14 protein-coding genes are annotated in these 23,776 nt (G+C 34.0%); 10 read left to right on the plus strand and 4 right to left on the minus strand.

Going from position 1 to position 23,776, the window contains the following annotated elements; all coding sequences use genetic code 11:
• Positions 1–138: 138 nt before the first annotated feature.
• Both KKQ79_RS02095 and KKQ79_RS02100 read left to right on the plus strand, forming a co-directional pair.
• Entirely contained in the window at positions 139–741 is a 603-nt protein-coding gene (locus tag KKQ79_RS02095; RefSeq protein ID WP_213188753.1) for a transposase, read from the plus strand.
• Positions 728–1,072: a hypothetical protein gene (locus KKQ79_RS02100; protein WP_213188754.1), complete on the plus strand. Its 345-nt coding sequence runs from the start codon at positions 728–730 to the stop codon at positions 1,070–1,072. The genes KKQ79_RS02095 and KKQ79_RS02100 overlap by 14 nt, the downstream gene beginning before the upstream one ends.
• A 644-nt stretch (positions 1,073–1,716) precedes the next feature.
• On the opposite strand, the gene KKQ79_RS02105 is transcribed toward KKQ79_RS02100, so the two are convergent.
• Positions 1,717–2,466, minus strand: a complete 750-nt coding sequence (locus tag KKQ79_RS02105) for a hypothetical protein (protein WP_213188755.1) — start codon at positions 2,464–2,466, stop codon at positions 1,717–1,719.
• Between the two features lie 1,232 nt (positions 2,467–3,698).
• Here KKQ79_RS02105 and KKQ79_RS02110 point away from each other — a divergent pair.
• Together KKQ79_RS02110 and KKQ79_RS02115 are read left to right on the plus strand one after the other, a co-directional pair.
• Positions 3,699–3,899 (plus strand): hypothetical protein, encoded by a 201-nt coding sequence (locus KKQ79_RS02110; RefSeq protein WP_069796750.1) that lies wholly within the window; start codon positions 3,699–3,701, stop codon positions 3,897–3,899.
• Between the two features lie 712 nt (positions 3,900–4,611).
• Positions 4,612–5,952 (plus strand): ammonium transporter, encoded by a 1,341-nt coding sequence (locus KKQ79_RS02115; protein ID WP_213190662.1) that lies wholly within the window; start codon positions 4,612–4,614, stop codon positions 5,950–5,952.
• A gap of 116 nt (positions 5,953–6,068) precedes the next feature.
• Here KKQ79_RS02115 and KKQ79_RS02120 read toward each other — a convergent pair whose 3' ends face one another.
• From KKQ79_RS02120 to KKQ79_RS02130, 3 genes are all read right to left on the minus strand, one after another.
• Positions 6,069–6,644 (minus strand): Crp/Fnr family transcriptional regulator, encoded by a 576-nt coding sequence (locus KKQ79_RS02120; protein ID WP_213188756.1) that lies wholly within the window; start codon positions 6,642–6,644, stop codon positions 6,069–6,071.
• 3 nt (positions 6,645–6,647) lie between these two features.
• Entirely contained in the window at positions 6,648–8,726 is a 2,079-nt protein-coding gene (locus KKQ79_RS02125; protein ID WP_213188757.1) for an alpha-ketoacid dehydrogenase subunit alpha/beta, read from the minus strand.
• Positions 8,727–8,826: 100 nt separating this feature from the next.
• The gene (locus KKQ79_RS02130) at positions 8,827–10,956 is read right to left on the minus strand and encodes a S8 family peptidase (RefSeq protein WP_213188758.1); all 2,130 of its coding nucleotides are present in this window, start codon (positions 10,954–10,956) and stop codon (positions 8,827–8,829) included.
• A gap of 125 nt (positions 10,957–11,081) precedes the next feature.
• Between KKQ79_RS02130 and dnaE the strand changes: the two genes are divergently transcribed.
• The 6 genes from dnaE (at position 11,082) to KKQ79_RS02160 (ending at position 23,671) form a co-directional block, all read left to right on the plus strand.
• Positions 11,082–15,686, plus strand: a complete 4,605-nt coding sequence (gene dnaE, locus KKQ79_RS02135) for a DNA polymerase III subunit alpha (RefSeq protein WP_213188759.1) — start codon at positions 11,082–11,084, stop codon at positions 15,684–15,686.
• Positions 15,687–15,805: 119 nt separating this feature from the next.
• Entirely contained in the window at positions 15,806–16,435 is a 630-nt protein-coding gene (locus tag KKQ79_RS02140) for a TetR/AcrR family transcriptional regulator (protein WP_213188760.1), read from the plus strand.
• A gap of 35 nt (positions 16,436–16,470) precedes the next feature.
• Complete coding sequence (locus KKQ79_RS02145; protein WP_213188761.1) at positions 16,471–17,829, plus strand: TolC family protein; 1,359 nt, start codon at positions 16,471–16,473, stop codon at positions 17,827–17,829.
• A 12-nt stretch (positions 17,830–17,841) separates the two neighbouring features.
• Positions 17,842–18,906 (plus strand): efflux RND transporter periplasmic adaptor subunit, encoded by a 1,065-nt coding sequence (locus tag KKQ79_RS02150; RefSeq protein WP_213188762.1) that lies wholly within the window; start codon positions 17,842–17,844, stop codon positions 18,904–18,906.
• Positions 18,907–18,914: 8 nt separating this feature from the next.
• Positions 18,915–22,100, plus strand: coding sequence for an efflux RND transporter permease subunit (locus KKQ79_RS02155; RefSeq protein ID WP_213188763.1), 3,186 nt, complete (start codon positions 18,915–18,917; stop codon positions 22,098–22,100).
• Positions 22,101–22,252: 152 nt separating this feature from the next.
• Complete coding sequence (locus KKQ79_RS02160) at positions 22,253–23,671, plus strand: hypothetical protein (RefSeq protein ID WP_213188764.1); 1,419 nt, start codon at positions 22,253–22,255, stop codon at positions 23,669–23,671.
• Positions 23,672–23,776: the final 105 nt, after the last annotated feature.

A 23,776-nucleotide genomic window follows, 5' to 3' on the forward strand; every position in this document is an offset into this window, starting at 1 on the left:
AAGAAGTTAAAAAAAAGTTCCAACTTTGCCGAAGTTTAAGAAGTTAAAAAAGTTCCAAACTTTGCCGAAGTTGAAGAAGTTAAAAAAGTTCCAAACTTTGCCGAAGTTGATTAAAAAAACTAAAATCATATAACTAAAATGGAAATAAGAAGAGACCATCTTGAGCCAGAATTTTTTTATCACATCTATAACAGAGGAATTAACAGTGAAGATGTTTATAAAAACAAAGATAATTATTTGTATTTTTTAAAAAAGGCAAAAGAATTTTTATTGCCAGTTGCTGATATTTATGCTTATTGCCTTATGAAAAATCATTTTCACTTGTTGGTAAGAATAAAACCAGAAGTAGAATTAAAAACTTTTTTTGATTCTCAGAATAAAAATACTAAAATAAGAGCTGAGGGGATTCATGCGTTACATTCTATTGTTAGCAAGCAATTTGCAAAATTAATGAGTAGTTATACACAAGGTTTTAATAAATATTATAATAGACATGGTAGTCTATTTGAGACCCCTTTTAAAAGAATAAGAATAACGGATGAGGTTTATCTTAGAAACTGTATAATTTATATTCATCAAAATTCTTTAGATATTAATGAGCAATTAGAAAAGTATGATTTTTCTTCCTATAAAATTATTTTATCAAACTCTAAAACAGAATTAAAAAGAGAAGAAGTAATTTCATACTTTGAAGACATTGATAATTTTAAATTTTGTCACCAGAGAATTGTGGAAATTTAACTTCAGCAAAGAGAACTTCGGTAAAGAGAACTTCGGCAAAGAGAACTTCAGCAAAGAGAACTTCAGCAAAGAGAACTTTGGGAAAGAGAACTTCGGGAAAGAGAACTTCGGGAAAGAGAACTTCGGGAAAGAGAATTTCAACAAAGAGAACTTCAGCAAAGGGAACTTCAGCAAAGGGAACTTCGGGAAAGAGAACTTCGGGAAAGAGAACTTCGGGAAAGAGAACTTCAGCAAACAGAACTTCAGCAAAGAGAACTTCAGCAAAGAGAACTTCGGCAAAGTTTTAAACTTTGCCGAAGTTGAAGAAGTTAAAAAAGAGTTCCAACTTTGAAGACATTGATAATTTTAAATTTTGTCACCAGAGAATTGTGGAAATTTAACTTCAGCAAAGAGAACTCCGGGAAAGAGAACTCCGGGAAAGAGAACTTCGGCAAAGTTTAAAACTTTGCCGAAGTTGAAAAGCTCCAAACTTTGCCGAAGTTGAAGAAGTTAAAAAAGCTCCAAACTTTGCCGAAGTTGAGAGTAAACACATCACCCGATCTCCCGGATTTGTAATCCGTGAGCTCACGCCAAAAAAACACACCCCATAAAAAATAAAAAAAGCACGAACCTCGTGCTTTTTATGGTTAATAATTTCCACCCAAAAATACCAAGAAAAATCTCTCCCTTTAGGGTCGGGGTAAAAGATTTTTTATTTATAGGCAGAGAAAAAGGTTTTCTAGGCTCGCAAAAGAAACCCCTCATCATTTAGATCATTATAAAAAATCTCTCCCTTTAGGGTCGGGGTAAAAGATTTTTTATTTCCAACTCCTTGCCTGAGCACAGGCCAAAGGTCTGCGAACGTAGTTCACGAAGCCCAGTGCCTGAACTTGTAGAACGCAGGGAAAAGAAAGTTATGATCTCACAAAAAAAGCAGACCTATGGTCTGCTTAATTCATTTTATTTAATTCGTTATGAAAAATCTTACAGATAGGTTTATACTACCTTTATAAGATTCAGCGCATTGTAAGTACCATTTTTCAAAGGATACAATTGCCCATTTATTTTCTGCATCAGTTCTACCAATAATAGGTAAAATAAAGTTCCTTCTAGGGTAGGAAGATTTTCTAATCCTATTTCCAGAGGGGCGGCATCTGCATCTATCGCTATGGTATGCACTTCACTATACGCTACTTCAGATTGTTGCAGTTCAAAATCTAAACTCGCACAAGCGATGCTTAAGGAAACATGTGTTGCATACTCAGGGAGTAATAAATGCTCTTTAGGATTAAAAAGGGCTATATTTACACTGCCAGCCTCTACATCTAGCGTGTAGGGAGCTTTAAATAAAATGCCAAGAGGTGAGTTTTTATTAAAATCAAAACCTTCTAAAACCCTTTTTCCTTCTACGCTTTTTATCCCCTCAGCAACTTTTCGTTGTCCTCTTAGAGATTGGTTGTCTAAATTTTTTATAGTAGACATTAGACTTACAATTCTATTACTGGTTCTGGTATCTTTTGCACGATTCATCAGTATAGAAATACTGTTTCTTAGTAATTTACCACTACTGGCTATAGTGCCAAATTCACTCATGTTTTCCCTCGTTCTTTCATAGTTAGGGTCATTCATGATTCTGTTGCGTTCTACGCCACCTTTCGCTCTTACAAAGTGGCCTTCTGAGTTCTTGTAGAAACTCATTCCATCGAGTTTCCCTCGAAGTTTTAAAATGGACATTTCTCTTGCCATAATACTTGTTTTTTGGGTGTTAATAAATGATTTGGGTAACCATTGGCCAATGCATTACTCCACAAAGATAGATAAGCAATAAACCCTCTCCAAATGCCATGTTTCGTTTGGTTCGTCTTTGTTTTTTTTGATTCTTTTTATTCTAATAAGTGCATTTTGTGCAAATAAAAACTTATAGTTCGTTTTGTTTCAAAATGTTCGTTTAAGTCTGTTTTGTCTCATAACCTAACAAGACAATAGGCTAGATAAAAAACACTTCAATTCTTCCTTATTCTAGTCTCGTGTCAGTCCCGTGTCAATCCCGTGTCAATCCCGTGTCAATCTCGTGTCAAAAAAATAGAATATGGTGAAGTTTTTAATGAGCATGGATTCGTCATTTTTACAAGGACTAAAAATTGGGGTATAGAACCAGTGGTTTTATAAGAATATCTTGTCACTATGGGGGATATTTCTTTAGCTTAAAAATTGTTGATTGGGGCATCCTTACTTTAGAGAAAGAATAAGTAGAAAAGAAGTCTTCTTCTATGAAAATAGAGGCTGTAAATAGGGTTTTTTTGCATCATTTTACGGAGTGCTCATTTTTCGAGTAATCCTTTATCCATAGGGGTTTAAACGGTGTGTTTAAACAGTAGTTTAATTAATTGATGGTGAGGTCTTTTATCGTGGTTTGCCCAGTGTTTATCGTGGTTTACAGAGATTTGTAAAGTGCTGTAAAGCAATCAGCTTTTATCCTAATTTTTAGAAAACCCTTTATTCATGAGGTTTCTATGTAATTGTGGAAAAATACATCGCCATTTTTAGATTTTTCTTTTTACCTTTGAAAGAACAGTAGAGAATGTACTGTAGTATAAGTTCTTTGAGGTAACGGAAATAAAACAAATTGTAGATTTTTAATAAATCGTGCAAGTATTCTAAAATACCTATGCACGGAAAAGATTATGCACTAATTTATTTTTATAAAACTTAATAATTTATACTACCCGTTGTAGAAAAATGTGTACAACAAAGAGCAGGTGATACATAATCCTTAAAACCTTTTATGTCTATAGACATATATTATAAATGAAAAATTTAATTATGAAAAACACTAACTATAAACCTCTTTCTACTGCTTCGTTTTATTTCTTGCTTACTTCTTAGCATTTAGCCTATTTTATTTTCTTAACTGTCATCACGGAATATCAACCGCTCCATTATGTAAATATTAGAGCTTAATAGCCATGTAGAGCACAATGAAAGTAAAATTAATTATGAACGCTAATGACGTTCAAGCAATTACTGATTACAGTATCGGGCATTGCAGAAGAATCTTGAGGGAAATAAGAAAATCCAAGAGAAAACTCAAGCATCAGAAAGTAACCGTAGAAGAAGTAGGTGCATATCTTGGCATAAACGCCGATGATATTAGAAAGATTTTTTCTAAAGACCATTAACCTTCTTTCTATTAGATGCGATTCACAAAGCCACAACGCTTTCTTTACAGGAAGTGTTGTGGCTTTTTTATGTAGACATTATTCTGTACTCGTAGATTTATAATCCATAATTACAAAACATAACCCTGTCATTCTGAACGAAGCGCAGCAAAGTGAAGAATCTCTTTATGAAGAGAAAGATTTTCTAAAAGTGTAAATAGAAAAACCTGTGTACTTCATAGAACATCTATGATGTTCCTTTGAGAACTTAAAAACGAAATTATTTCACCAATACTTAGTGAACTTTGTGATAAAAATAATCCGTTTCATAGACCCCTGTCATTCTGAACGAAGCGCATCATAGTGAAGAATCTTTTCATGAAGAAAAAGATTTTTCTAAAAGTGTAAATAGAAAAACCTGTGTACTTCATAGAACATCTATGATGTTCCTTTGAGAACTTAAAAACGAAATTATTTCACCATTACTTAGTGAACTTTGTGATAAAAATAAGCCACTTCAAAGAACCTTGTCGTTCTGAATGAAGCGCAGCAAAGCCAAGAATCTTTTTATAAAGAAAAATATTTTTCTTGTGATATTATTATTGGGGTGTTATAAGTTGAAACTATATAAATTTAAAATATTTATATAAAAATATAGGGGTTGTGTTTCAAAAAATATATTTTTTTAAATAAAATGTTTACATTTGTAGGGGTTAAAACAGAAAATATGTTATTGAAAGTAGAAAAACGTTGGGTTATTGCTTTTATCATCACAGCGATAGTAGCAATGGTAAGTTTATTCTGGCCAACAAAGTTGCCAGATGCTAGTTCGGGAGTTTTTTTAGAAGAAAATAATTTAGTTGGAGCAGATATTGCTTGGTTATTGGCTTCATCGGGTTTAGTCCTTCTCATGACGCCGGGTTTATCTTTCTTCTATGGCGGAATGGTGGGCAAAAAAAATATAATTTCTACCATGTTGCAGAGTTTTATTGCATTGGGAGTCATCAGTTTGGTTTGGGTAGTGGTTGGTTTTTCGCTCTCTTTCGGAGATTCTCTAGGATTTTATATTGGCAAAGAACATTACGGAATCATAGGCAATCCTTTTAGTTTTACTTTTTTTAACCAAGTAGGCGTTTTGCCACATTCTAAAATGGCTTCTACCGTTCCTTTTATCCTTTTTGCATTGTTCCAAATGAAATTTGCAGTGATTACTCCTGCCATTATCACGGGAAGTTTTGCAGAGAGAGTAAGATTTGTAAGTTACCTTTTATTTATCGTACTGTTTTCACTGTTCATTTATGCACCTTTGGCTCACATGGTTTGGAGCGGAGACGGATTCTTGGTTAAATTTTTTGGAATTAAAGATTTTGCAGGTGGAACTGTAGTTCACATGAGTGCTGGTTTTGCAGCTTTAGCAGGTGCTTTGATGATTGGGAAAAGAAAAAATGACCATCACGAACCTTCCAATATTACGTATGTGATTTTAGGAACAGGAATGTTGTGGTTTGGTTGGTTCGGATTTAATTCGGGTTCAGCTTTAGCTGCCAATGCCACTGCAGCGATGGCTTTTGGAACTACAACGATAGCTTCTGCTTCAGCGATGATGACTTGGATATTTTTCGATAGAATAAATGGAAGAAAGATTTCAGCATTAGGAGCATGTATTGGAGCGGTAGTAGGATTGGTGGCGATTACACCGGGTTGTGGTTACGTAAGCATTGCAGAAAGTATATTTATCGGTTTTATCTCGGCAATTGTTTCTAATATGGCGGTCAACTGGAAAAAACTGAAAAGCGTAGATGATACGTTAGATGTTTTTGCCTGTCACGGAATCGGAGGGATTATGGGAATGATACTCACCGCTATTTTTGCTCGAGGCGAAAATGCCAGTCTTCTGCACGGTGGAATAGGCGTTTTTGCACATCACATGACTGCGCTACTTTTGGTGTCTGTGTTTACCTTTTTTGGAGCTTTGGTTATTTATAAGATTACAGATTTTATTATTCCACTTCGAGTAGAAGAAACCTCCGAAGAATTAGGGTTGGATATATCGCAACACAATGAATCTATATAAATAAAGAAAGCCTTCCGTTAATCTAGAAGGCTTTCTTTTTAAGGCAATTTTCATTCATTTGTGTTTTTCCTTTATGCAAATATATTGTATAATGTTTTAATGAAAATTAACATTTGTTAATTTTCTAATCTTTTTTTAATTCTACTCAAAGAAACTGGAATAATTCCCAAAAATGAAGCTAAATGCTTATCGGGAATTCTTTCACATAAATCGTGGTAAGTGCTTTTGAGTTGCACAAATCTTTCCTCAGGAGTTAATATAATAAAACTTTCTAATCTCTCGTATAATCTGTACGATAATTTTTGATTAGTGGCGATTCTTAATCTGAGTAATGCACCGTTTCTTTTACTTAATTCTTCAAATTTTAGCATGTCAATCTCTATAATCTCACTGTCTTCTATGGCGGTCCAAGTAAGTCTGGAGGTTTTTTTATGAATTAAACAATCTGGGTCTGCGCAAAATTCTTTTTCCCAACGGAAGAAAATGGTTTTTTCTTCTCCTTTTGAATCTGTGTAAAATCCTCTTAATAATCCTTTTTTGATATAGAATATTTTGAAGTGTTGCTTTCCTTCACTAAAATATACTTCATTTTTTTTTATTTTAACTTTCTTGAATAATCCAAAAAAATTGGTCAAATCTGTTTTGGGTATGTCTTTTATAAGGTCAATTAAAAAATTATCTAAAATTTCCATGCTTTAATTGTTGAGAAGTTCATTGATTTTAAGGCTTAATTTTTCTGCATTGGGAAGCATTTCTTTTTCTAAAATCAAATTGATAGGAACAGCTGGTAAATCCAGCGAACCCATGATTTCTACAGCTGCATCGAGGTATTTAAAGCAATTTTTAGAAATTCTTGCCCCGAAAGCTTCCATCATGGAGTTGTTTAGTGCTTCTTCCGTTAAAAGAATACATTTCCCGTGTAATTTAACCCTTTCAAAAACCAATTCTTCATCTATCGGCTTGATGGTTCTTAAATCTATAATTTCTACCCTTCCTTCAAAATTTTTAGCCGCTTCTTTGGCCCAATAAACACCCATTCCATAAGTAACGACAACTAGAGTTCGACCTTTTTGGACTTCTTCTTCATTGGCAAATTTTACAATATTGGCTTTCCCGAAAGGTAATATGTAATCTTCTGCAGGTTCTACAGTTTTTGCCTCTTCTGTTCCTGGAACTTTACTCCAATAAAGACCTTTGTGTTCTAAGAAAATGACAGGATTTGGGTCGTAAAAAGCAGCTTTAAATAAGCCTTTAAAATCTGCAGCATTGCTTGGATAAGCGATTTTAATTCCTTTGATTTGAGCCAACATGGTTTCTACGCTTCCGCTGTGATAAGGACCGCCACCTCCATAAGCTCCAATCGGAACTCTAATGATGCTCGAAACAGGATATTTTCCGTTGCTGAGGTAGCAAGATTTAGAAACTTCTGTTACCAATTGATTGATCCCTGGATAAATATAATCGGCAAATTGTACCTCTACAATAGGTTTAAGACCTACTGCGCTCATTCCTACAGTAGAACCAATGATGTACGCCTCTTGAATGGCGGTGTTAAAAACTCTTTTATTTCCAAATTTTTGTTGAAGCGTTACCGCTTCTCTGAAAACGCCCCCAATTCTTCCGCCTACATCTTGACCATAAAGCAATGCTTCAGGATGTTTGTGCATCAATTCTTGTATGGCGTGAATTCCAGCATCTACCATTGGGATTTTTTCTCCATTTTCTGGAATTCTAGTTCCTTTTTCTTCTGTGATAGGAGTAGGAGCGTAAACATGCTCTTTTACGGTTTCAGGCTTTGGGTCTGGAGCGAGAATGGCTTTGTTAAAGTCTTCTTCTATTTGTTTTCTGGCTTCAATTTCTATTTGAGATAAGGTCTCTTCGTTAAAACCTTCTTCTAATAAATATTTTTTGAGAATAATTCCCGGGTCTTTTGCTCTATGTTTGGCTAAATCTGCTTCGTCACGATAAAATTCTCTTCTTACGCCAGAAGTATGATGCCCAATCAATACGGTTTTAGCGCAAACTAAAAGAGGTTTTCTTTCTTCTCTTACAAAATGTACCGCTTTTTGTATCTGAATGAAACTTTCTACAAAATCAGTTCCATCAATTCTCATTCTATTTAGCCCTACGAATCCAGTCGCATAATCATAAGCATCAGAAGTTCTGGCTTCTTCCTTGGTTACGCTAATACCCCATTCATTATCTTGAACCAAAAAGATAATGGGAAGTTGATGAAGTGCTGCAAATTGAAAAGCTTCGGCTACTTCTCCTTCTGTAACAGAATTATCGCCTAAACTACAAATGACAACAGGATTTTTTTCAAAATTTTGAAGTTTAAAATCTTCAATATATCTTATTCCTTGAGCAACACCAGTGGTGGGAATGGCTTGCATTCCTGTAGCAGAACTCTGATGAATAATTTTAGGAAATTCTTCTGATTTACTTGAAGGATGAGAATAATAAGAACGACCACCTGAAAATGGGTCTTCTGCTTTTGCTAATAATTGAAGCATTAATTGATAAGGAGTGAAGCCTATTCCCAATAATAAAGATTCGTCTCTGTAATAAGGAGATACCCAATCTTCTTTGGATAATTGATAAGCCGTAGCCAATTGTATGGCTTCGTGGCCTCTAGAAGTACTGTGTACGTACTTGCAAATATTTCTGTTTTCTTCGTAAATATCGGCCATTGATTTTGCCAACATCATTTGAGTGTATGCCTTGAGCAAAATTTCTTTTGAAATAATTTCTTTTGTTGTAAAGTCAGATTCCATAGAAAACAAATATAAGCATTCTCTCTTTTGATTGAAAATAAAAAACGCTAACTCGTAAAGTTAGCGTTTTCAATGATTTAGAAGGTTTTTAATCCTCGAATTATTCTTTAATAAACTTGTGAGAGCTTACATTTTTATCGGTCTTCACATTGATAATGTAAGTACCTTTTGGTAATTGGCTTACATCAATGGTTTGGAAACTTTTCGCTTCTGTTTTCAGAACTGATTTTCCTGATAAATCAAAAATATCTATTGTTTTAGCACCTTTTGGAATGAGTACGTTTACAAAATCTTTAGTTTTGGTAGGATAAATAGTCACTAATTTCTCTGCGGAAATTTCTGCGGTTCCTAGAGAAGATTCTTCTACACCTGTAATGATAAGTGCATAATCTTGTGGTACAGTTGCAGGAACTGGAGTGGCACCATTATTAAGTGTTCCTTTGTTAGAAACTTCAATTCTGTAAGCTCTACCTGCTATAGGAGTTTCAAGAAGTATTTGTTCTACATTGTCTACAGTATTATCACCCTTAGTTGCGTTATCCATAGGAGAAGCTACATTAAGTTTCCAAGGGTAATATATCGTGTTTGTGGTGGTGTCAATAATTCTTAAGTCTAAGTCATTTACTAATCTGGAAGAAGTATTGTTTTGCAAGTCATTATCTGTAGTAAATGGAACAGCTGCTGGATCAATCCAAGAAATGGTAGCTTTTAATGGTTCTCCAGCTTTAGCGGTAATAGTTTTGGTGAATTTTACTCCAGAAGTGAGTTTATTTCTTTCAAAATATGCTTTTTTATTTTTCTTATCAATAACTAACTGGGCTGCTTTAGTAGCATCAGCAAATCCCCAGCCATACCAAACGTCTGGTCCCGGATTACCTGCTTCATTTGCAGTATGTGTTAATAATGCTTTTATTTCGTCTGCTTTAAACATAAATCCACTATCATTATTAATAACCCTACTTACTTGTGTTAATGCACCAATAATTCCAGAAATCATTGGAGCAGAAAAAGACGTTCCTGTAGATTTTGTATAATATCCATTGTTAGTGGGGTAAGTTGAACTATAAGTTGGAGCTAAAAGTTCAACTCCTACAGCGGTAATGTCTGGCTTTATTGCACCGTCTTTTCTTGGTCCCGCACTGCTAAAACTTGCTTTAATAACATCATTTGCTGAAGTATAGGTGTTATCTATAGTTCCAATTTGTTGAGTTGCTCCTACTACAATTATGTTTTTAGCAAGAGAACCCCAGCCAATACAATTATATCCTAAGCTACAATTAGGTTCTGGGATGATATTGTTGGCGGCAAATGGGACATAGCTTTTAGTATTGTTGTCGTATTTAAATTTAGCTTTTGAGGGGTCATTGTTTGGATGTGTTCCGTAGTAATTTCCTGCAGATTTTACAACGATTTGATAAGGATTGCTGTAAACAATTTTGTCAAAATTTGCATCTTGAGTATAATAGCTGCCATTATATGTGTCTCTTGTATTTAAATCATAATTACCAATCCAATAAAATCCAACTTGAGGATAGGTAGAGCTTGCACTACTAGCGTAAGTCCAACCTAAATTAATTCCATAGGAATGATTGGAAATATTTTGAGAATACCATTCTAATTTTTGGTAATTAGTACCCAAATCAGTATTGTCAAAGGCGTAATTTGTTGTAGTTGCATTTCTAATTATTCCTCTTACATCAGAAACATTAGAAGATGTTCCATTACTCCAATTAATAATTCCTGAATATGATCCCGAGGCTAAGATTACTCCTGTAACATTAGTTGCGTGTGATGATTTTAAAACAGATTCAGCTTCTGCATTAGTTACTTGGAAGGTACCATCAGAATAAGATTTAAATTCTTGATGGGTATTATGTGCTCTGCCTCCATCCATGACTAGAATATTAATCCCAGTGCCATTAATTTCTGTTCCATTAAGCCCTAAAAGGGTACCATTTTGTAAAGCAGTTAAATTTGCACTTCGGTTAGAAGGTTGATCATCCGTTTGTAGAAATACAGGAATGTTTCCAGCAAATCCAGCAATTTTTGCTTGCATTTCTTTTATTTGCTCATTGGTAAATTTTCCTTTATTTTGGTTTAAATATTTCTCAAGTTTTTTTTCGTTTTCAACTCTTTCTGTTGAGAATTTTTTTTGTAATTCATTGTTTTTTTGACCAAAAACAAAGTTAAGAGCGGATATACTCAATAAAAATATAAATGTTTTTCTCATATCAAATTAATTTTCAACAAATATAAAAAAAGAGATACTAATAGCTTAAAGAAAATATAAAATATTAAATAGATTAATTAAATTTTAATTTTTTTTCGATTAAATTTGAACAAATTTTCTAAAGAATGTACTTGATTTTTGATACGGAAACTACTGGTTTACCCCAAAATTTTAACGCACCCATCACAGATTCAAACAATTGGCCCAGAATGGTGCAGATTGCGTGGCAATTGCATGATGACGAAGGTAAATTAATTGAAAATCAGGATTATATCATCAAACCTGAAGGGTATGATATTCCTTTTAACGTGACCAGAATTCACGGGATTTCTACCAAAATGGCCAAAGAAGAAGGAAAGGATTTGGCATGGGTTTTAGAAGAATTTAAAAAAGCATTAGAGAAGACAAAAGTTGGTGTTGGTCACAATATTGATTTTGATTATAAAATTGTAGGTGCAGAATTTTTTAGAAAAGAAATCGAAAATAATCTTCAAGAAATTCCCAAAGCTGATACCATGGATTTGGGAACCGATTTCTGTGCTTTGCCAGGAGGAAGAGGAGGAAGATTTAAATCTCCAAAACTAGGTGAGCTTTTCGAAAAATTATACGGTTACCAATTTGATGAAGCGCACAATGCTGCGGCAGACGTAAATGCGACGGCGCAGATTTTCTTCGAAATGGCGAGACAACGCATTATTCCTGCAGAGAAAATGCTATGGACTGATGCTCAGTTTCAGCAATTTCAGAAAATTTGGAGTGAGCCGATTAAACCGTTTGATATTGTTATTAGAAGGCAAGTTGCAGATTCTAAGAAAAAGAAATCTACTGTAGATTTTGGCGATACCAAAGAAGTAGAAATTGGCGATTATTTCCATTTTCATAATCATACCATTTATTCTACACTTGCCGCTACTTCTCATTTTAATGAACTGATAAAAGTAGCTGCCGAAAACGATTTTAAGGCAGTTGGAATGGTAGATTTAGGAAATTTGATGGGTGCTTTCAAGTTTGTTTCCGAAGTTGAAAAATACAACGGCGACCTCAAAAAAAAGAAAGCAGAAGCTGAAGAAAAAGGTGAAGAGTTTACTAAAACGCCTTTGGTTCCAGTTTTGGGATGTGAATTTTATATTTCAGAAAGACCAGAGCAGAAACAATTTACCAAAGATGATCCAGATAGAAGAACAAACATGGTTCTTTTGGCTAAAAATTTTCAAGGATATAAAAATCTCGCAAAACTTTCGAGTTTAGGATATACAAATGGTTATTATGCTGGTGTACCAAGGATTTCTAAGAAACAAATTGCCGAATATAAAGAAAATCTTATTGCTGTTACAGCAGGGATTTACGGAGATGTTCCAAATGCGATTTTGAACTTCGGGGAACAAAAAGGAGAGGAAGTTTTTCTTTGGTGGAAAGAGCAGTTTGGAGACGATTTCTATGTGCAAATTCAGAATCATGACATTGAAGAAGAAGAGCACTTAAACGAAGTTTTATTAGAACTAGCCGATAAACATGAGGTGAAAATTTTAGCACAGAATGAAACTTTTTATACCAAAAAAGAAGATGCTAAAATTCAGGATATTATTACTTGTATCAAAGACGGAGAAAGAGTTTCTACGCCTATTGGTAAAGGTTTTGGGAAACGAAAAGGTTTAGCTAATGACCATTATTTTGTTCAAAATGCAGAAGAATTGAAACAAACTTTTCGTCAGTTTCCAGATGCTTTCGAAGCTTATTCTGAATTTTTACAAAAATTTGAACCTTATACTTTAAAGCGTGATGTTTTGCTTCCGAAATTTGATATTCCCGAAGAGTTTCAAAGTGAAGAAGATGAAAAAGACGGGGGAAAACGTGGTGAAAATGCCTATTTAAGACATCTAACTTATGAAGGTGCTAGAAAAAAATATGATGAAATTACTCCAGAAATTGCTGAACGTTTAGATTTTGAACTTGAAGTTATTGCAAATACAGGTTATCCTGGTTACTTTTTGATTGTTCAGGATTTCTGTAATGAAGCCCGAAAAATGGGCGTTTCAGTTGGGCCTGGTCGAGGTTCTGCAGCAGGTTCTGCAGTTGCGTATTGCATCGGAATTACCAATGTAGATCCGATTAAATATGATTTACTTTTTGAGCGTTTCTTGAATCCTGAACGTATTTCAATGCCCGATATTGATATCGATTTTGATGATGAAGGTAGAGATGCCATCATAAAATGGGTAATTGAAAAATACGGACAAATGAACGTGGCGCAGATTATTACTTACTCCGTTTTGGGAGGAAAATCAGCGATTAAAGATGCGGGAAGAGTTTTGGATGTTTCGATTCCTGATACGAATGCGATTGCGAAATTAATTCCTGAAACTCCGGGAATGAATATTGCAAAAGCACTCAATAAACCAGAAAAATTAAAACCAGAAGATAAACCTTTAGCTGAAGAAATGAAGGCGATTTTGGCCAATCCTAATGATTCTAGACATCAAGTTTTGGCTTCGGCACAGAAAATGGAAGGTTGCATCAGAAATACTGGAATTCACGCTTGTGGTGTGATTATTACGCCAGAAGATATTTCAAATTTAGTCCCGATTTCCATCGCTGCAAAAGATGCAGGAATTTTGGTTTCTCAGTTTGATAACTCTGTAGCAGAAAGTGCAGGTTTGTTGAAAATGGACTTTTTAGGTTTAAGAACTTTAACCATTATCAAAGATGCAATAAAACTCATTAAACAACGTCACGGAATTGAAATCAATACGGATGAAATTCCTCTTGATGATAAAAAAACCTACGAACTTTTCAAAGAAGGAAGAACGATTGGGATTTTCCAGTATGAAAGTGCGGGAATGCAAAAATACATGCGCGAACTGAAACCTACGGTTTTTGCGGATTTAATTGCGATGAACGCTTTGTACAGACCTGGTCCGATTAAATACATTCCGAATTTCATCAACAGAAAACACGGTTTAGAAGAAATTGTGTATGACTTACCAGAAACCGAAGAATATTTAAAAGAAACCTACGGAATTACGGTTTATCAGGAGCAGGTAATGTTGCTTTCTCAGAAATTGGCAAATTTCACCAAAGGTGAAGCCGATACGCTAAGAAAAGCAATGGGGAAAAAACAGAAAGACGTTCTGGATAAAATGTACCCGAAATTTATAGAAGGCGGTAAGAAAAATAATTTGGATGAGGTGAAACTCAATAAAATTTGGAAAGACTGGGAAGCGTTTGCAGAATATGCATTTAACAAATCTCACTCCACTTGTTATGCCTTAATTGCTTACCATACTGCTTATCTCAAAGCCAATTATCCTGCGGAATATATGGCGAGTGTGATGAGTAATAACATCAACAATACCAAGCAAATTACGCTCTTTATGGAAGACTGTAGAGCGATTGGTGTAGATGTTTTAGGGCCAGATGTTAATGAATCTCAATTCCAGTTTGCTGTGAACGAAAAAGGACAAATCAGATTTGGTTTGGGAGCGATTAAAGGAATGGGAGAAGCGCCTTCTGAAGCCATTTATATGGAAAGACAAAACGGAAGATTCAAAGATATTTATGATTTTTTTGAAAGAATGCCTTCTTCGCAAGTCAATAAAAGAGTGGTAGAAAGTTTGGTGATTGCAGGTGCTTTTGATGAATTAGATTCTTATCACAGAGCACAATATTTCGATGTAGATAATGCAGGAAGAACCAATATTGAAAAGCTTTTGCGTTACGGACAATCCTTCCAAGACAATAAAAACTCGGTGGAAAATTCACTTTTTGCTGATTTTGCAGATGAGGTTCAGATAGAAAGGCCGAAGCTTTTGCCTTGTGCAGAATGGCAAAATATGCATAAACTGAATCGTGAGAAAGAAATCATCGGTTTCTATCTTTCGGCGCATCCTTTAGATGAATATAAATTCCAGTATAAGTTTATCAATGGAGAATTTTCTAAAAATTTCGTTTTAGAAGACAACAAAAAAGATGAAATTGCTCCAAATGATTTGTCTGCCAAGATTTTAGATGAGGAAACAGACGATGATGAAAGCATTGATATAAGTTTAGATGTTTCAGAAGATGAAGAATTGGTAGAAGAATCTTCTGCGAAAAAAGCTGAACCAAAAGGAAACTTCAATTTCTTGAATTTAGACGAAATTGATGCGTTTAAAGAGCAATTATTTCCTGCAGGAAGTCTTTTTGAAGCGCCAAAAGATTGGAAGGAAAGACAAAAAATGTTTGATAATGCTAGAGAATACACGGTTTCTGGCTTGATTACCGAAATGATTTTGCGAGATGGGAAAAATTCTGGTGAAAAGATTTGTTTCTTGACTTTAGAAGATTACACGGGAAGTTACAGTTTCAGATTAGGGGATAGAGATTACATGAAGTTGCGTGAAAAAATTGCCAAAGACCGATTTGTCATCTTAAAAATGAAATTTACACAAGGAAGCGAAGGCAGAGTTTTTACCAATGTTACAGATATTATGGATTTGAAAGATGCTTTCGAAAAGTATGCAAAATCCTTGTCACTAATAATTCCTGTAAATGAACTGAATAAAACCGATATAGAATTTTTCAAAACGCAATTGTTGGCAGAAAAAGGAGAACATAAATTGAATGTTTTTCTCCAGAATCCTTTAGACAATACTTTTGTGGAAGCGAGAGCCTTGCATCAAACGATTAATATTAATAATCAATTGCTTGAAAAAATTCATGAATTTGGAAAATTTGAAATTTATTTAAACTAACATAAAGCCGAGATTTTGTCTCAGTTTTTTTTGTGATTGATTTTATCTAAAACGAAATAGATAAAAACTTGGAAACTTTTTTTGTTTTAAAGTTTTCTTTTGTATATTTGCACCCAATTATGGATGATAAAAAATATTTTTTAGAAAAATTGTTTGAGTTGTTTCATGTTTATGGCGTGAAAACATTAACAATGGATGATATTGCAAAAGAGTTTTCTATATCAAAGAAAACTCTGTACCAGAAGTATAAAAATAAGGAAGACCTTATCCACGAAGTTCTGGAATTTATTTCGAATGAAGCAATAGATGCGGTAAAAGAAGTGCAAAAAAAGTATGATTGCCCTTTAGAAGTTCTATTTGTTTCGGGGAGTAGAATAGACGAAATTACTTGCCAAGAGAAAAACGCTTTCGTTTTTCAGTTGATTAAGTATTATCCAGATATTTTCCACGCGCATCAGAAATCAATCTCAGGAAAAGTATCTGTAACGGTTAAAAATAATTACGAGAAAGGAGTTGAGTTGGGGTATTTCCGAACAGACGTTCCGATTAATCTTTACATTAAATTTTTAATCTCTTTATTATTTGCGGTAGATGTATCGCCTATTTTTGAAGACGAAAAAGATAAGTTTCCTATTTCTATTGCGATGAAGATTTTTTATCTGGAAGCTATAGTTACTGATAAAGGTAAAAAAAGACTTAATGAGTTGAGAGAAAAGTTCCAAAAAACAGAATTTTTGAAAACCATTTAATTGAATTTAAAAACTTAAAAAGAAAAATATATTTTATGAATAGAAAACCTTTTAAAGCAAGTCGCCTGAAAGTAGGCATTACTGTTGCTCTTATGGTTTTCGGCAGTGCTTCTGCAGACGCTCAGCAAGTAATATCTTTGCAAGATGCAATTTCGCAAGCACTTAATAACAAAGCGGAAGCGAAAAAAGCAGCTTTGGAAATTCAAAAAGCCGAATACAAAATAACAGAAGCAAAAGCAGGTGCATTACCACGCGTAAGTGTTGGGAGTAACCTAACTTATAATCCGATAATTCAGCAATCTGTAATTGAGTTTGGAGGACAGAAAACAGTAGTGAAAATGGGGCAACCGTGGACTTCTAATATTTCTGCAACGGTAAATCAGGCACTTTTCGATCAAAAAGTATTTATTGGTTTAAAGGCAGCAAAATCTACCAGAGAGTTTTATGTCCTTAATGCACAACTTACAAATGAGCAGATTATTACCAACGTTGCTACTGCTTATTACAACGTTTTTGTGCAACAAGAAAACCTTAAAACGCTAGAAGCAAGTTACCAAAATACCGAAAAAGTTAGAAATATTATTAAAAGTTTAACGGAAAACGGTTTGGCAAAACAGATTGATTTAGATAGAACCAATGTTCAGTTAACCAATATTGGTGCTTCTAAGCAAAAAGTAGTGAATGCGGTAGAATTAACCAAAAATGCTCTGAAATTCTATATGGGAATTCCTATTGAAACGCCTATCGTTTTAGAAGAAAAAAGCATTGAACCGAGACCAGAAATTATTTCGAGTTTAGCTAATCTTGATGAAAGATCAGAAATAAAAGTCTTAGAAAAACAAAAAGAGCTTTTGCAATATAATAAAAAAGCTACAGAAGCTGCACTTTACCCTACAGTTGGTTTACAAGGGCAATATGGTTGGGCTGGTTTAGGGACTAAATTCCCATGGACAAATGGTTCTAGCAATGGTGTAAATTGGAGCGATTTTGCAGCGGTTGCACTAAATATTAATATTCCTATTTTCACAGGAGGTGCTACAAAATCTAAAATTCAACAAGCGCAAATTGATATTGAAAGTGTAGAACAAGATATAGAAAATACTAAGCAAGGTTTAAACTTAGATTATAGAAACTCTATCACAAATATAGAAAATGCACTCATCAATTTAGAAACCATGAAGGAAAATGTGAAGTTGGCAGAGAAAGTACAGAAAAATTCTCAGTCGAATTATCAGTACGGATTGGCTAATTTAACAGAGCTTCTGGATGCAGAAAATGCTTTAACCCAAGCAAAACAAAATTATGCTACAGCATTGTTAGATTATAAACAAGCTGAAATACAGCTTATTAAAGCTAAAGGAGAACTTAATACATTACAAAACCCTTCAAAATAAACGTATTTTAAAATGAAAAAATCTTTAATATATATTGTCATAGCTCTATTATTCGCAGGTTTTGCTGCTTATAAAATTGTAGATAATAAGAAACAGCAAACGGCTAAAGTACAAGAAGTTGCTAAGCAAGTAGATAAAATAAATGTAAATGTTGAAACAGTAAAGTTTGATCATATCGATACAGATTATACCGCAAACGGTACATTTTTGCCAAAAGCAGAAACCAATCTTTCTTCTGAAATTTCTGGGAAAGTAGTAAGCGTTTTGGTTAAAGAAGGTTCTAGAGTAGGAGCCGGACAAGTGGTGGCAACCATCAAAAAAGACGCAATTGAGGTAGATATGTCTCAAGCGCAAAATAATTTACAAAACGCAATTATTGATAACCAACGTTACGAAAACGCCTTTAAAACTGGTGGTGTAACTAAGCAGCAGTTAGACAACTCTAGATTGCAACTTAGAAATGCGCAAGCTGCTGTACGTGCGCAAAGCGTTCGTGTAAACAATGCTGCTGTTCGTACTGGTATCAGCGGGACTATTAATAAGAAAATGGTAGAACCAGGTGCTGTGGTTTCGCCAGGAACACCAATGTTTGAGATTGTGAATATCAACACGCTAAAACTTTCTGTTTTGGTTGATGAAAGTCAGGTAAGCAAACTTCAGTTGGGTCAAGTAGTGCCAATTTCGGTAAGTGTTTATCCTGAAGATTCTTTCAGTGGTAGAATTTCTTTCATTGCACCGAAAAGTGATGCGTCTCTTAACTTTCCTGTAGAAATAGAAGTTTCTAATAACGGTAAATTAAAAGCAGGGATGTATGCAAGTGCTGTTTTCAAGACAAATAATGGTGCTTCTAATCAAAATCTTTTAACTGTACCTGTTGAAGCCTTTGTAAATGGGGTAACTTCTGGTCAATTATTTATTGTTGATAATAACGGAACTGCAAAATTGATAAAAGTAACCATTGGAAAAGTTTATGGAAATAGAGTACACATTATTAGTGGCTTAAAAGAAGGTGAGCAAGTTATTACCAGTGGGCAAATTAACTTAGATAACGGTTCCAAAATTAATATTGTAAAATAAGGTTGTAGATGAAATTAGCAGAAATATCAATCAAAAGGCCTTCCATAGTCATTGTATTATTTACATTGCTTACTTTAGGAGGCTTGCTCAGTTACTCTTTAATGGGTTACGAGCTTATTCCAAAATTTGAAACCAACATTGTAACCATTTCTACAGTATATCCTGGTGCTTCTCCAAGCGAGGTTGAAACATCCGTTACTAGAAAAATAGAAGATGCTGTTGGTGCTTTAGAAAACGTAAAGAAAGTAGAAGCTTCATCCTACGAAAATCTTTCAGTGGTAATGGTAGTGCTTAATGCTGGTACAGATGTAGATTATTCTCTAAATGATGCACAGCGTAGAGTAAATGCTATTCTTTCTAAATTACCAGATGGTGCAGATGCGCCTTCGCTTAATAAATTTTCACTAGATGATTTGCCTATTATTACAATGAGTATTTCTAGTGATAAACTTAATAGTAAAGAGCTTTATGATCTTTTAGATAAAAAAATAGAGCCTATTTTCTCTCGTGTGAACGGTGTTGCACAAGTAAACCTCATTGGTGGACAAGAGAGAGAAATACAGGTGAATATTGATGATAAAAAATTACAGGGTTACGGACTTTCCATTGGTGAAGTTCAACAAGCTATCCTAACTTCTAATATGGATTTCCCAACGGGTAATATAAAGACCAGAACGTCTAAATCTACTATCCGTTTGTCTGGAAAATACAAATCTGTAGAAGAAATGAGCAACCTTGTGATTTCTAACAAAAATGGAGCGCAAGTTCGTTTGTCTGATGTAGCAGTGGTAATGGATGCACAAAAAGATGTAGAAAAAATAGCACGTTTTAATGAGCGTCCTACTATTTTAATGCAAGTAAAAAAACAGTCTGATGCCAATGCAGTAGCAGTTTCTTCAAGCGTCCAAAAAACAATTGAAAAAGTAGCAAAAGATTACTCTGTGCAAGGGATAAATCTTAAGATTGTGAATGATACCACGACATTTACTTTAGAGTCAGCGAACCATGTAATTTTCGATTTGTTCTTAGCGATTATTCTCGTGGCAATTGTGATGTTATTGTTCTTACACAGTGTTCGTAACGCCTTTATTGTAATGGTTTCTATCCCAATGTCGCTTATTGCTTCATTTATTGGTATGTATCTAATGGGTTACACGTTGAATTTAATGTCACTCCTTGGTTTATCCTTAGTAGTTGGTATTTTGGTGGATGATGCGATTGTTGTATTAGAAAATATCTACCGACATATGGAAATGGGTAAATCAAAAATTAGAGCAGCTTATGATGGAGCCGCAGAAATTGGATTTACCGTTGCTGCTATTACTTTAGTTATAGTTGTAGTATTTATACCAATAGCAATGAGTAGTGGATTGGTGGCAAATATCTTGGGACAATTTTGTGTTACGGTAGCTATTGCAACATTGTTCTCATTGTTGGCTTCATTTACGATTATACCGTGGCTTTCTTCAAGATTTGGAAAGTTACAACATTTAACGGGTAAAAATTATTTTGAAAAATTCATTCTTTGGTTCGAAAAAGAATTAGACTTATTCACTCATTGGATTACGGGCATCTTAGAATGGTGTCTTAAAACAGCTACAAGAAGAATATTGACTGTAGTTGCAACATTTATGGTTCTAATTGCTTCATTTTCTTTGGTCGGTTTAGGATATATTGGAACAGACTTTTTCCCTAAAATAGACAGAGGACAGTTTTTGTTACAGATGGAATTGCCTAAAGATGCTACTGTTGAAAAAATGAACCAAACTACTTTAAGCATTGAGAAATTCTTGAGACAAAAACCAGAAGTGGTAGATATGATTACTACTGTTGGTCAGCAATCTACAGGGATGGGAGGTGCGCAATCAACAGCTTATCAGTCAGAAATTCAGGTGATTTTAACAGATAAATCAGAACGTTCAGAAAGTACAGACATCTTAGCAGCTAAATTAAAAAGAGAGCTCGAAGAAAAATATACAGGTGTAGAATTTAAATCAGCTCCAATTGGTTTAATGGGTGCAGAAGGTTCTCCAATAGAAATGGTGGTTACAGGGCCAGATGTTCAGACAGCAAATAAAGAAGCAACTAGAATTTTAGAATTACTTAAAAAAGTACCTGGTGCAGTAGATCCAGAATTATCAACTGATACTGGTAATCCAGAGGTTAGAGTTAGTTTTGATCGTGATAAAATGGCTGCTCTCGGACTTAATCTTGCTTCTGTGGGGCAAGTAATGCAAACAGCATTTAATGGAAATACTGATGGTAAATTTAAAGCTGGTGAATATGAGTATGATATCAATATTAGACTTGATGAAAGCAATAGAAATTCTATTGAAAATGTAAGGAATATCTTGTTTAAAAACGCTAAAGGCGAGCAAATTCGCTTGAGTCAGTTTGCAGATGTAGATATGTCATCTGGGCCAAGTTTATTACAACGTCGTGATAAATCTCCTGCTGTAAAAGTACTTTCTAAGGTGGTTGGTCGTCCTGTGGGTGATGTTGCTAAAGAATGGTCTAATCAATTCATGAATAGCAAAGACAAACCTGCGGGGGTAGATTACATTTGGGGAGGAACAATGGAAAACCAAAGCGAAGGTTTCGGTACATTAGGATATGCCTTATTGGCAGCTATGATATTGGTTTATTTGGTAATGGTATCTTTATATGATAGTTTCATACATCCATTTGTAGTGTTATTTTCTATTCCGTTAGCATTAATTGGGGTAATGTTGATTTTGGCTATTACAGGCAATTCACTCAATATTTTCACCTTGTTAGGGATGATTATGTTAATTGGTCTCGTTGCGAAAAACGCAATCTTATTGGTAGATTTTACCAATATGAGAAAAGCTGCTGGTGAATCTACTCATGATGCATTAATACAAGCCAACCACGCGCGTCTTCGTCCTATCTTAATGACGACAATTGCGATGATCTTCGGAATGTTGCCAATTGCTTTAGCTAATGGTGCTGGTGCTGAAATGAACCAAGGACTTGCTTGGGTAATTATTGGTGGTTTAACATCATCTTTATTCCTTACATTAATTATTGTGCCAGTAGTATATTCCATTTTTGATTCAATTCTTAGAAGGTTGGGTAAAGATGAAAAAATAGATTACGAAGCAGAAATGAAAGCTGATTATGATCATAAAGAACTCAGTGAAGACGGTTTTACACCAAAACATTTAGATTAAAAATATACAGATAAAGAATTGAAGATTAAATTCTGAAAATTCTTACTGTCATAGTTTTGTTTTAATAGTTTATTTTGAGAATTCTCACTCCTAAATATTGGAGTGAGAATTTTTTTTACGAAATTTACGCTTATTATGAAGATAGTGTTATTATGAAAAAATATTTTTTATTAATCTTGTTACTATATCAGAGTTTTTTCTCTCAAAATACTACAGGAGTTTTTAATGATGGTTTTATATTTACCAATGCTGTACAAGGAAATCCATCATCTTTTTTACAAAGTTCTAATCCTTGGGAATTAAATATTATTTCTACTGATGTGTTTTTGAACAATAATTATGGATATATCTCTAAACAGAACGTTTTAGGTGTTTTGGGAGAAAAGGATTTTGTTGTGAATGATGATAAAAGTTCACCAGATTTACCTAAGAATACTATCGGTTTTGGTGTGTATAAAAAATTTGATGGTCACTTTCAAGCAGACGTTCTAGGTCCCGCAATTGCCGTAAAATTCAAAATTAAAGACCAAGATTTTGCAGCAGGATTTTATACCAGATTAAGAACTTTTGGTAATTCCTTTAATTTAGACGGAAATTATAAATATGATAATTTTGTTCATCAACCATCATTTGCCTTAGATTTTAAACCCTTTTCAGGAAGTTTGGCCACCTTGCAAGAAAATAATTTTTTTATTTCTAAGTCTTTTTTTCAAACAAAGTCTTCTGAGTTTAATATTGGATTAAATTTTAAACACTCTAAAGTTTGGGATGCATTAATAGTTAAAGAGAAAAATTCATTTGATTTCAAATATGATAAAGCTTCCGCAACTTTTGAATACAATCATTATGATGTAGAAGCTTTGGTTACTACTTCTGTCAACTTTGATAATAATAGTTATAAACCCAAAGATTATGGACACTCTATAGGTGGCGATATTGGTTTTACATATGTAGATTACGGAGATTATGACAAAGAAAAAGGGGAGTATCTTCAAAAATTGGCATTTTCTGTTACAGACATAGGTTTTATTAAAGTCAATGGAGAAAAGCATATCTTTAAAGGCGATCCATTTTTGATTGATAGAACTAACGATTTTCAACACTTAACAAGCATCTCTGATTTTTTACAAGAACTAAGTTCGCATGTTTATGGTGATCCAAACGCTTCTCTTGTTGGAACTCAGTTTACAGTTGCTTTACCTACAGCTTTGCATTTATCTTATAGTGGAAATCTACGCAGAAATAGATATTTAACTCTTGGAGTTAATCAAAGAGTGCCATTGTATAAGTATGCTTTTAAAACGCCTAATCTGTTTTATGTTAATTTAGCTAAAACACACCATTTAATAACCTACTCAGCACAATTATCTTTATTTGAGTATAAAAAACCTCAATTGGGCGCATATCTTAGATTTGGACCATTTTTTATAGGAAGCGATAATATTTTGCCCGTTTTTTTTAGACAAGATAAGTTTAATTCTTTTGATGTCTATTTTGGATTTAAAATTTATCCTTTTTGGGACAGTTCAGAATCTCGAAGATCTAGAAAGGAATGTTATTGTGATAAATAAAATTAGAATATAAAAATAGTTGCAATGAAAATTGCAACTGTTTTTTTATGATATAAAATAGGTTTAAATTTTAATCTTTTCGTTTTAGGAATTCCTAACTTTGCG

It is taken from the genome of Cloacibacterium caeni (assembly GCF_907163125.1).
GTDB classification, from domain to species: domain Bacteria; phylum Bacteroidota; class Bacteroidia; order Flavobacteriales; family Weeksellaceae; genus Cloacibacterium; species Cloacibacterium caeni_B.